The 10,609-nt window shown below is 42.1% G+C and carries 7 protein-coding genes, 1 pseudogene and 1 riboswitch; of the genes and pseudogenes, 1 reads left to right on the forward strand and 7 read right to left on the reverse strand.

From position 1 onward, the window contains the following. The 7 genes from glmM to Aru01_RS07800 form a co-directional block, all read right to left on the reverse strand. Positions 1 to 1,338: a phosphoglucosamine mutase gene (glmM, locus tag Aru01_RS07770; protein WP_016654650.1), complete on the reverse strand. Its 1,338-nt coding sequence runs from the start codon at positions 1,336 to 1,338 to the stop codon at positions 1 to 3. A 194-nt stretch (positions 1,339 to 1,532) separates the two neighbouring features. Next, positions 1,533 to 2,999, reverse strand: a complete 1,467-nt coding sequence (gene guaB / locus Aru01_RS07775; RefSeq protein WP_016654649.1) for an IMP dehydrogenase — start codon at positions 2,997 to 2,999, stop codon at positions 1,533 to 1,535. A gap of 214 nt (positions 3,000 to 3,213) precedes the next feature. Continuing rightward, on the reverse strand, positions 3,214 to 3,579 hold the full coding sequence (locus tag Aru01_RS07780) for a YkgJ family cysteine cluster protein (protein WP_016654648.1): 366 nt from the start codon (positions 3,577 to 3,579) through the stop codon (positions 3,214 to 3,216). 163 nt (positions 3,580 to 3,742) lie between these two features. After that, complete coding sequence (locus tag Aru01_RS07785) at positions 3,743 to 4,321, reverse strand: TMEM165/GDT1 family protein (protein WP_016654647.1); 579 nt, start codon at positions 4,319 to 4,321, stop codon at positions 3,743 to 3,745. Between the two features lie 83 nt (positions 4,322 to 4,404). After that, positions 4,405 to 4,547: riboswitch (yybP-ykoY riboswitch) on the reverse strand. A gap of 122 nt (positions 4,548 to 4,669) precedes the next feature. Then, on the reverse strand, positions 4,670 to 6,622 hold the full coding sequence (locus Aru01_RS07790) for a 2-oxo acid dehydrogenase subunit E2 (RefSeq protein ID WP_016654646.1): 1,953 nt from the start codon (positions 6,620 to 6,622) through the stop codon (positions 4,670 to 4,672). A gap of 2 nt (positions 6,623 to 6,624) precedes the next feature. Further along, on the reverse strand, positions 6,625 to 9,339 hold the full coding sequence (gene aceE / locus Aru01_RS07795) for a pyruvate dehydrogenase (acetyl-transferring), homodimeric type (RefSeq protein WP_016654645.1): 2,715 nt from the start codon (positions 9,337 to 9,339) through the stop codon (positions 6,625 to 6,627). A gap of 337 nt (positions 9,340 to 9,676) precedes the next feature. Next, a complete protein-coding gene (locus Aru01_RS07800) occupies positions 9,677 to 10,333 on the reverse strand; it encodes a M23 family metallopeptidase (RefSeq protein ID WP_016654644.1) in 657 nt (218 codons plus the stop codon). A gap of 117 nt (positions 10,334 to 10,450) precedes the next feature. Here Aru01_RS07800 and Aru01_RS07805 point away from each other — a divergent pair. Then, a pseudogene (locus Aru01_RS07805) lies at positions 10,451 to 10,609 on the forward strand (DUF721 domain-containing protein); the annotation flags it as partial.

Here is a 10,609-nt window from a genome sequence, read left to right on the forward strand (position 1 = left end):
CTAAGCAGCTTTGGCATGTAGACGAATCTGGTCAGCCAAATGGTTTGCAAGATTGGTGACTTCTTCTAAGTCATTACCTTCAACCATAACGCGAATCACAGGCTCAGTGCCAGATTTACGAATTAAAATTCGTCCACGACCCTGCATTTTTTCTTCGGCTTGATCAAACTCGGCCACAAGCGCAGGAACCGCAAAAGGATCAATCATTTGATCAAGTCGCACATTGACCAATAATTGAGGGAATAGTTCAAAGCCTTGCAACAGTTGATCAAGTGTTTTTTGTTGTTCTACCATGACCGTCAATACTTGTAACGCAGCAATAATCGCATCGCCAGTGGTACTCTTATCAAGTGTTAAGACATGACCTGAAGGTTCACCACCTGTGTTCCAACCATTTTCTTCAAGCGCTTGTAATACATAGCGATCACCAACTTTAGCACGTACAAAAGGTACCTCTGCCTTCGCCAGAGCCAACTCCAAAGCCATATTACTCATGACAGTCCCAACAATCCCTGCTGGCTTTTTCTCAGCTTGGGTCGCTAAGATATACAAGATATGGTCACCTGTAACCAACTGCCCCATGCGATCAACTAAAATAACTCGGTCAGCATCGCCATCAAAGGCAATCCCTAAGTCTGCTTGATGTTCTACAACTGCTTTTTGCAAATCTTCAGGGTGTGTAGAACCACAATCTTTGTTGATGTTTAAACCATCTGGCTCATGATGCAGTGCAATAACTTTGGCACCAAGCTCACGAAATACAGCAGGCCCAACGTTATACGCAGCACCATTTGCACAATCAACGACAATCTTTAGATTACGTAGGTCATAGTGATATGGGAAAGTGGATTTACAGAACTCGATATAGCGTCCATTGGCGTCTTTGACTCGAACACTCTTACCTAAATTTGCACTGTCTTCAATAAACAGTTCATTGGCAAGCTCAGCATTAATTGCTTGTTGCAATTCATTTGACAGCTTCTTGCCTTCACCTGAGAAAAATTTAATACCATTATCAAAATATGGATTATGCGATGCAGAAATAACGATCCCTGCATCGGCGTGTAATGCTCGAGTTAAATGTGCAATAGCGGGTGTAGGTAATGGGCCCAATAAATGGACGTACACACCTGCAGCGTTAAGACCAGCTTGCAAGGCGGACTCTAAAATATAGCCCGATAATCGAGTATCTTTTCCCATAACCACAATGGGTTTTTTATTTGGCCGAAGATTTTTTAATACTTTGCCTGCTGCAAAGCCAAGTTGTAATGCAAACTGAGGAGTGATCGGAAACTGACCAAACTCACCACGAATACCATCTGTGCCAAAATAACTCATATTTTCCCCACATTATTGGCCCTAAGCAGACTAAATACCATGCTGCTTGGATCTATTTTTAACTGCACTAACCGCTTTTATTTCTGTCTGGAAAATGCTCCATAACAGATCAAAATTTAATTTTTCTACTTTACACTAAAAAAGAAAAAGCCATCTCAACCAGACAGCTTTTTCGACGAAAACCTTAGAGCAAATTAGCCAATCCGATAGTTAGGCGCTTCTTTTGTGATCGTCACGTCATGAACGTGCGATTCTTGCATACCCGCAGAAGTAATTTTTGCGAATTTAGCATTATGACGAAGGTCATCAATCACAGCAGAACCGGTATAACCCATAGATGAACGTAAACCACCCATCATTTGATGAACGATTGCACCCATTGGCCCTTTATAAGGAACACGACCTTCAATACCTTCTGGTACTAGTTTTTCAGCACCGGCTTTTGCGTCTTGGAAATAACGGTCAGCAGAACCTGTAGAACCCGCCATTGCACCCAAAGAACCCATACCACGGTATGCCTTGTAATAACGACCTTGGAAGAATTCAACTTCACCCGGTGCTTCTTCAGTACCCGCCATTAAAGAACCAACCATGATCGTACTTGCACCAGCACCAATCGCTTTAGCCATATCGCCAGAGAAACGAATACCACCATCCGCGATTAAAGGAATTTGTTCTTTCAGGGCGTTCGCTACATTATCGATCGCTGAAATTTGCGGTACACCAATACCTGCAACAATTCGTGTCGTACAAATTGAACCAGGACCAATACCCACTTTAACAGCATCTGCACCTGCATCGAGTAAAGCCAATGCAGCATCACCTGTTGCAATGTTACCGCCAATGACTTGCACTTGAGGATAATTTTGTTTCACCCAACGCACTCGTTCGATTACACCCGCAGAGTGACCATGCGCAGTATCAACGACAATTACGTCAACACCAGCATCAACCAATGCCTCAACACGTGCAGGTGTTTCAGCACCTGTACCTACTGCTGCACCAACGCGTAAACGACCTAATTCGTCTTTACAGCTGTTTGGATATAATTCGGCTTTACGGAAATCAGTAACCGTAATTAAGCCTCTTAATTCGTTGTTATCATTAACCACTAAAACTTTTTCAATACGATGCTTTTGCAACAACGCTTGAATATTTTCTTTGGACTCACCTTCTTTAACGGTGACCAAACGATCTGCACCTGTCATGATGTTGCTGACTGGTTGTTCAAAATTGGTTTCGAAGCGTGTATCACGTCCCGTTACAATACCCACGACCTTGCCGTCTTTAACTACAGGTACACCACTAATGTGGTTAGATTCGGTGATTGCCATCAATTCACGAACCGTAGTTTCAGGACTCACTGTAATTGGGTCTTTTACCATACCTGCTTCAAATTTTTTCACACGACGAACTTCTGCAGCCTGTGCAGAGATATCCATATTTTTGTGTAAAATACCTATGCCGCCATTTTGCGCCATTGCAATCGCCATACGTGACTCAGTCACAGTATCCATTGCAGCAGAAACTAGCGGAATATTTAATTGAATGCCACGCGTCAAACGTGTCTTTAAAGAGACATCTTTAGGAAGGACAGTAGAATAGGCAGGGAGTAATAAGACATCATCGAAGGTTAACGCTTCTTGAACGATGGTCAGCATAACAGTCTCACTGGTAATTTCCGTGCACTATTATAAACAAATTTACGCGTAAATTTCATTTATTCTTAAAATTATTACACCGTTCACATGCTATATCTTAAAATTTGAGTAAATAAGTTATGGCTAAGGCATTCTAAATACATAATTTTTCAATAAAAGCCAAACTCAGTAAGACATATTATATTCTCACTGAGTCTGAGAAACTCATTACAACTTAACAGACTTGATCATAGTCATCATCATTACTTGGTGGAGTTGTATCGATTTCAATTAAGGGAATCAACCCATGATGAGCACGCGCTTTATTACACTGCGAATCTCCAGCCTGAACCTCTTTACAGCTTGAACTACGTTGAGTATAAATTTGACAACTTACTTGTTCACCAACAGTTCCATCCAAAGCAACACAACGTGGTTGAGCCTGATTGGTCCCATGCATACAAGAATATACTGCGGTTAAGGGCTCAACCATATCGTCAGGAATAATTTCTCCCTCAGCCCAATAAAATGAGACACGGAAATAAGCACAGCAGGCACCACAGCTTAAACAGGCATCTTGTGCAGGAATTTGAGATAGCATCTTTATTCTCGTTTTAAATTGGGTTTTTACCCACGAATGCTAAAAAAAAATAAAATCCAGCACAATCAATTTTTATATTTTTTTTGTCAACGAAAAAAGCCAGTCGACAGCTACGACGAGTACGCTCAAGTGCAGCTGTCCCTTAGCTTACAACCAAATTGGCTTATGACCAGAAATAATAGCTAAGTAACGTCATGATTCCTAAAATTAAAAATATTAAAGCGCCAATCTTATGAATCAACGATACAGGTAAGCGACTTGCAAAACGATCACCGATTAAAACAGCTGGAACATTGGCAATCAGCATTCCAACAGTTGTTCCGATGGTTACTAAGATAACGCTATCGTACTTAGCAGCTAAGGCAATTGTCGCAATTTGGGTCTTATCCCCAATTTCAGCAAGGAAAAATAAAATGAAAGTTGCACCGAATACACCAAACTTTTGCCATTTTTTTATACTGTCGTTTTCATCACCAAGCTCATCTGGAATTAACATCCATCCAGCCATTGCAATAAAGCCTATCGCGAGCCCCCAAACTAACCACAAAGGATCAAGTACTTGAGTAATCCATTGGCCAAGCAATGCCGAAACACCATGGTTAATTAAAGTCGCAGCGAGGATGGCTAAAATAATGGGTACAGGCTTTTTAAAACGAGCAGCTAAAAGTAAAGCTAAGAGTTGAGTTTTGTCACCCATTTCGGCAAGTGCAACAATGAGTGTAGATGAGAGAAGTTCTTGCATGATTACAATCTCTGGCTAGCAACGATTACCGATGACTTATCCCTCCTGCTAGCCAAATTCACCAAAGTGAGTGCAGAGTGATAAATCAAAGGTCTTGCCAACAAAAGGTTGCTTAAAAGAAAGCGACATTGTTCTTTGCTATGATGACCATGTTCTGTTGAACAATTATGTTGATCATCACCTATTTACTTTGCGTAAATAGCGGCTACTCCCCAATGAAGTATTACTATTGTATTGACCAAAACACTATTTTGCAATCTCCGTACAAAAAAAGCCCAGACCGTCTAAAGGATCTGGGCTTGGAGAACTCTGATTCATCAGCAAGTCACTTGCTCATGAACCACCGTATTAAAGCAAGATATTACGAATATCTGCCAATAGCTTTGTCAGTTTATTGGTAAAGCGCGCAGCATCTGCACCGTTAATCACACGATGGTCATAAGACAATGACAACGGTAACATCAGACGCGGATCAAAACTCTCACCATTCCATACAGGTTGCATGGTTGCAGGAGAGATACCCAAAATCGCCACTTGAGGCCAGTTCACCAGTGGGGTAAACGCAGTGCCCCCAATGCTGCCCAAACTTGTAATGGTGAAGTTAGCACCTTGCAAGTCTTTTGGTGATAACTTCTTATCACGTGCTTTTTGACTTAATTCACCCAGCTCAATTGCAATTTGTTTAATGCTCTTTTGATCAGGATTACGCAGCACAGGTACAGTTAATCCATCTGGCGTTGCAACAGCAATCCCCATATGAATTTCATTACGTAACAATACTGATTTTTGATCATCAGCCAAGTGGCCAGCAAAATAAGGCTCTTCTTTGAGTAAGTGCGCTACTGCTTTCGCAATAAACGCCAAGATAGTTAAACTTACACCTTGTTTCTTAAAGTTAGCCTTAAGCTCATTACGCCATGCTTCAAGTTCACTAATATCAGCAGCATCAAATTGTGTCACTTGTGGAATAAAGTTATTCAATGACAACTGCGGTACAGAAACCTGTTGTAAGCGCGTCATTGTTTTGACTTCGCCACCACCAAAAGCACTAAAATCTGGTAACGCAGGTAGCCCTGAAGCCACTGCAACAGTTGTTGCTGGCGCAGATTTTGCTGCGGTTAACTGCGATTTTACAAATGCATATACATCTTCTTTTACCACACGAGCATGTGGACCTGAAGATTGCACTTGTGACAGTACCACGCCTAACTCACGTGCAAGTTTACGTACAGCTGGTCCTGCATATACTTTTGCATTTTCAGCTTGCTGAGCTTGAGTTAATTTCTCAGTTGTTGCAGTACTTTGCGGTTGTTCTGTCGGAGCAGAACTTGGTGTCGTTGCCGCTGATGGTGCAGCTTCTGCTTTATTTGCTGGAGCTGCAGCAGCTTTCACTGCTGGTGTTGACTGAGTACTCTCAATCGTGACCAAGGCAATGCCCTGCTGAACTGCCTGCCCAACTTCCACATGAATGGCAGTGATGGTACCAGCAACAGTACTCGGCACTTCAACTGAAGCTTTATCTGATTCAACCACACACAAGCTTTGCTGAGCTTCTACCTGTTCGCCGACTTTAACCAAAATCTCTGAAACTGTAGCTTTATCCACCCCAAGGTCTGGAACACTCACTTCAACAGCACCTGATGCTGATGGCGCTGCTGTGGCAGAAGTTGAAGCAGCTGCAGGCGTAGACGCTGGAGCTGTAGTCGTTGCCGGCGTTTCTGCAGTTGTTGCTACAGTTTTAACAGTCATGAGTACGACACCTTCTTTCACGGTATCACCAGACTTCACCACAATACTTTCAATCACACCTGCAACAGTACTTGGGACCTCAACTGAAGCTTTATCTGACTCAACTACAACTAAGCTATCATCAATATTCACTTGATCGCCCACTTGTACCAGAATCTCTGCAATAAGTGCTTTTTCCACACCAATGTCAGGCACTTTCAGCTCAACCGTTTGACTACTACCCGTTTGAGTAGGTGCAGCAGCAGGCTTTTCTTCAGTCACTGGTTCAGCGGCAGTATTCGACTTTTCTGCTGCTGTAGCTGGAGCTGGCGCTGCTACTTCAGCAGCGTCAGAATCCACTTCAATTAAGACGGCGTCTTGCGCAACCGAATCACCTACTTGTACTAAAACTTTGGTCACTACACCTTCAGCTGTGCTTGGTACTTCAACTGAAGCTTTATCTGACTCAAGTAGGACAATACTGTCTTCAAGTGCGATACGATCACCCACTTTTACTAAAATCTCAGCAACAGTGGCTTGATCTACACCAATATCAGGAGTTTTGATTTGCATACTTAGTTCTCCTCTCCCGATTGTTCTGTATATGCTGCAACTTCTTGAACTTGAGGATGGGTTTGTGGCATCCATGCAACTGGACGATCAACATCAAGTTCAAAACTTGAAATTGCATCTTTCACTAAACGTGCATCCACTTCGCCTTCATCCGCCAGTTTCTTCAATGTTGCAACTACAATGTGTGCTGCATCTACACCAAAGTAACTACGCAAATTACCACGTGTATCAGAACGGCCATAACCATCTGTACCCAATGTTACGTATGGGCGACTATCTGGAAGGTATGCACGAATTTGTTCACTGTATGCGCGCATATGATCTGTCGCAGCAACCACAATACCATCTGTTGAACGTAGTTGTTTCGCAACCCAAGACTCTTGAGGTGTCTCAGTTAATGGGTGTAAACGGTTATATTCTTCAACCGCCATACCATCACGTGCCAGCTCATTAAAGCTTGTTACACTCCAAACATTTGAATGGATTTGATATTCATCACGTAAAATTTCAGCAGCTTTCATCACTTCACGTAAGATCACACCTGAACCCAACAACTGTACAGTGGCTTTTGCATCATCTTCAAGCAAGTACATACCGCGTTTGATGCCTTCTTCAGCATCTTTTGGCATCGCAAGTTGCTCGTAGTTTTCGTTCATCAAGGTTAAGTAATAGAACACTCGCTCTTGATCCACATACATACGTTTTAAACCATCATGTACGATCACAGCCAACTCATAACCAAAGCAAGGATCATAAGCCACACAGTTCGGAATCGTGCTTGCAAGAATATGTGAATGACCATCTTGGTGTTGTAAACCTTCACCATTAAGTGTCGTACGACCTGCAGTAGCACCACATAAGAAGCCTTGTGCTTGTGAGTCACCTGCTGCCCATGCAATATCACCAATACGTTGGAAACCAAACATGGAGTAGTACATATAAATAGGAATCATTGGTAAGTTATTGGTTGAATAACTTGTACCCAAAGCAGACCAAGCGCTCATCGCTCCCGCTTCGTTAATCCCTTCTTGTAACATGTGACCATCTTTAGCTTCACGATAGTTCATCAACTGTTCTTGGTCTTCTGGCGTATAGTTTTGACCATGCGCAGCATAAATACCCAATTGACGGAACATCCCCTCTAAACCAAAGGTACGTGCTTCATCGGGTACGATCGGTACCACACGGTCTTTAATCGCTTTTTCTTTGAGCAATGCTGCGATTAAACGCACCATTACCATAGTTGTCGATTGTTCTTTACCACCACTTCCACGCAATACCGCGTCAAATACAGACAACTCTGGAATTTCTAAAGCAACGCTGTCTTTACGACGTGCAGGCAAATAACCGCCTAATGCTTCACGGCGAGCTTTCATATATTTCAATTCAGGCGAGTTTTCACCTGGACGGTACAACGGTAACTCTTCAAGTTGGTCATCAGTAAATGGCAAGTTAAAGCGGTTACGGAAGTATTTAAGCGACTCCAAATGCATTTTTTTGATTTGGTGCGTTTTGTTTACAGCTTCGATTTCATCGGATAAGCCATAACCTTTAACTGTCTTCGCCAAAATCACTGTTGGCTGACCATTACTCGTCATTGCAGCTGCATATGCGGCATAAACTTTATATGGATCATGACCACCACGGTTTAAGTGATCGATATCATCATCACTTAGGTGTTTCACTAATTCTTCAGTTTCTGGGTAACGACCAAAGAAATGTTCTTTGGTATAACCACCACCTTTCACTTGATAGCGCTGATAATCACCATCGAGTGCTTCTTCCATACGTGCTTTAAGTGCACCAGAGGTATCTTTAGCCAACAATGGGTCCCAATGACGTCCCCATACGACTTTAATCACACGCCAACCTGCACCACGGAATACAGATTCAAGTTCTTGAATAATTTTACCGTTACCACGAACAGGTCCATCAAGACGTTGTAAGTTACAGTTCACTACCCAAATTAAGTTATCAAGTTTCTCACGTCCAGCAAGTGAAATCGCGCCCAAGCTCTCAGGTTCATCCATTTCACCATCACCGAGATAAGCCCAAACCTTACGGTTTTCTTCTTTAATCAGGCCACGGTTCATGAGGTATTTTTGAATATGTGCTTGGTAAATTGACATAATTGGTCCCAAACCCATAGATACGGTAGGGAATTGCCAATAGTCAGGCATTAAATAAGGATGTGGGTAGCTTGATAGACCTTGACCATTCACTTCACGACGGAAATTATTGAGTTGATCTTCTGTCAAACGTCCTTCAAGGAAAGAACGCGCATAAATCCCTGGTGCACAGTGACCTTGATAATAAATCATGTCACCACCAAAGTGATCACTGTTAGCACGGAAGAAATGGTTAAAGCCTACATCATACAGGGTTGCAGATGATGCAAAACTCGCTAAGTGACCACCGAGATCATCCCCAGTTCTATTGGCACGTAGCACCATTGCTAAAGCATTCCAACGAATCAAAGCTCGGATGCGACGTTCCATATCTTGGTCACCAGGCATTGCTGGCGTTTCATCCACTGAAATCGTATTAAGATAAGGGGTATTTAATCGCTGAATGGGAACATGCTTAGTAATGGCACGCTGAAACAACTTTTCGAGCAAAAATGCAGCACGTTCCGTTCCCATGTTTTGTAAAACTGAATCAAACGCATCTTGCCACTCTTGTGTTTCCAGAGCATCGGAATCGCCATAGTACGCCATATTTCACCTATTCCTTGATTTGATTTATAACTGCTATTTGTATCATATTTTATGGGTATTAAGTTATTGCCACGGCTAAATGTCACTGTAGACCATTATTTATTAAATAAATAGTGATTGACTTTATGTACAATAATTCAACGTATAAATAGCCGTTAGACACTACCACCGAATAAAGTGCAACAAACAAAGCCTATCGTCAAGCTAAGACAAAAATATTAATTTTTTATGAACAGCAAAAAAAGCCCCTTCCACTGTAGTGAAAAGGGCGCCATTCGAATAAGGATGTAATAATAATTTTTTTAAAATTTTACAAATAAACTTAATAAGTGGTCGATTATGGCAACATCGCTAGGTAAGTCGATGGATTTTTGCGCTGACCATTTTTTACTACTTCATAATGTAGGTGCGGGCCAGTACAACGTCCAGTACAGCCAACGTTAGCAATATGATCACCTGCTTTAACGTTTTGACCTACAGACACAACTAAACGTGATGCATGTGCATAACGAGTCACATAGCCATTGCCGTGATTAATTTCGACATATTGACCATAACCTGTACCCCAACCTGATTTTGTAACGACACCAGGTCCCGTTGCATAAATTGGAGTACCGCTAGGTGCAGACATATCTAAACCTGAATGATTTTCCGCACGACCACCCATGGTACGACCACCATAGTTAGAACTAACGCGCGCCATATCAGGTAGTGGATGAGTCACCAACCAAGATAGATCTGAACCAGAAGATAAATTGACTGAAGTCGAAGCACCATATTTACCAGCGAGATATTCATTACTGATAACTTTGGCTTGTTCGCCACGAATCTTGGCATCTAACTGAGGAGCTTCATAAGTACCTTGTACTGTTTTGACTAACTCGCTCAATCGATCATTTGGAACTGCAGAGTTTTGATCAATTAAATCTGCAAAAGCAGCTGAAGCAGTTGTTGCGGCGAGAGAAAACGCCAATAAAACACGTCTCGATTGCATAAAAACCTCTTTCAACTATTTTTAGCTGCTGACGCTTCTTCACACAGCCACCTTGATCTTTTCTCTTGCATAGGCTTAAGATAAAGTTCATAAGTTGTAAGCATTAGGAAGTCCTCAATGTCTGAACCAAACAATCTATTCCAAACATCAAGTCAACATCTAAAAACAGGAAACTTATCGTTTCTCAAAAAGCAAGTTGCTGAATGGCAAAAACTCACTAAATTAATCCAACCTTTACTTCCACAACCAGAGCAGTGGCAGGTGGTCTGTTATCAA

Origin of the sequence: Acinetobacter rudis, from assembly GCF_000829675.1 — a bacterium.
In the GTDB taxonomy this organism is placed as follows: domain Bacteria; phylum Pseudomonadota; class Gammaproteobacteria; order Pseudomonadales; family Moraxellaceae; genus Acinetobacter; species Acinetobacter rudis.